This is a genomic window from Micromonospora maritima, assembly GCF_902825405.1.
GTDB lineage: Bacteria > Actinomycetota > Actinomycetes > Mycobacteriales > Micromonosporaceae > Micromonospora > Micromonospora maritima.
In genome coordinates, this window is sequence record NZ_CADEAU010000849.1 from 1 (window position 1) to 1,372 (window position 1,372).

A 1,372-nucleotide genomic window follows, 5' to 3' on the forward strand; every position below is an offset into this window, starting at 1 on the left:
CGCGAGCCCGATCCAGAGCCCCCGGCGGGACTTCGGCGCCGGCGGTGGCGGCGGCGCCCCGGCCGGCCCGCCGGGGTGGGGGTGAGCGGTGCCGGGCGGTGGCCAACCTGCCGCCGGTGGGTGCCCCTGCGTCATGTCGTTCCTCGCTCGTGCCGTACGCGGAACCGGCCGGGCGGTTCGCCCGACCGGATGACGGCAGACATCATCCCCGGTCGGGCCGCCGGATTCTGCCCCGCCCGCACGCGCCCGGGGGTTTTGTCCGGTCGGCGGCTGTCGGGAACAGGACGTCGAGACGTCCGCCACGTCCGGCCCCCAGGGGCCTCGGGACCGGCCCGGACGGTGACAGACTGAGCGACGCGATTCTGCCGGGACGTCTGAGGGGAGGCGCCGTGCGCTGGCGCAGCTTCGTGGCGGTGGGCGACAGCTTCACCGAGGGCATGGACGACGCGTATCCGGACGGCAGCTACCGGGGCTGGGCCGACCTGGTCGCCACCCGGCTCGCCGCCGAGGCGGGGCCGGACTTCGGCTACGCCAACCTGGCCATCCGGGGCCGGCTGTTCCCGAACGTCGTGGCTGAGCAGGTGCCGTCCGCTCTGGCCATGAAACCCGACCTGATCAGCTTCGCGGCCGGCGGCAACGACGTGCTGCGGCGCAACTTCGACCCGGACTCGTTCGTGCCGCGCTTCGACGCGGTGGTCGGGCGGCTGCGCGGCGGCGGCAGCGACGTGGTGCTGTTCCGGTTCGCCGACGTGATGGCCCGACTGCCCGGCCAGCGGCTGGTGGCGCCCCGGGTGACGCTGCTCAACAAGGTGGTCGGCGAGGTCGCCGAGCGGCACGGCGCGATCCTGGTCGACCTCTATGCCGACGAGGCCTACCTCAACCCGATGCTGTGGAGCACCGACCGGCTGCACCTGTCCGCGGCCGGGCACCGGCGGGTCGCCGCCCAGGTGCTCGACGCGCTCGGCGTCGGCTGCGACGAGGAGTGGCTGATGGTGCCGCCGCATCCGGCGCCCACGCCCTGGCTGGCCGCGCGCGCCGCCGACCTGCGCTGGGCCGGGCAGCACCTGGCCCCGTGGATCAGGCGGCGACTGACCGGGCGGTCCTCCGGCGACTTCGTCACCGCCAAGCGGCCGGTGCTCGGTCCGGTCGAGGCCGACTGAGCGGTGCGCACCGTGCACGCCGCCGACCTGCTGCGGCTCACCATCGACGACGAGCCCCGGGCCGGGCTGGCGGTCCTGGTCGCGGGTGACCGGGTCGAGGCGGTCGCATCGCCGGGCGAGCTGACCGACGCGTACCCGGGGGTGCGGGTGCGGCGGTGGGCCGGCACGCTCGGGCCGGCGCTGGTGCACGACGGGCCGCTGCCGCCGGCCCC

At 76.0% G+C, this 1,372-nt stretch carries 1 protein-coding gene and 1 pseudogene; both read left to right on the forward strand.

Annotated elements, in window-relative coordinates:
• Window positions 1–389: 389 nt before the first annotated feature.
• Window positions 390–1,160 (forward strand): SGNH/GDSL hydrolase family protein, encoded by a 771-nt coding sequence (locus tag HUW36_RS32940; protein ID WP_099163161.1) that lies wholly within the window; start codon window positions 390–392, stop codon window positions 1,158–1,160.
• 3 nt (window positions 1,161–1,163) lie between these two features.
• Window positions 1,164–1,372 (forward strand): annotated as a pseudogene (locus tag HUW36_RS34940) (hypothetical protein); the annotation flags it as partial.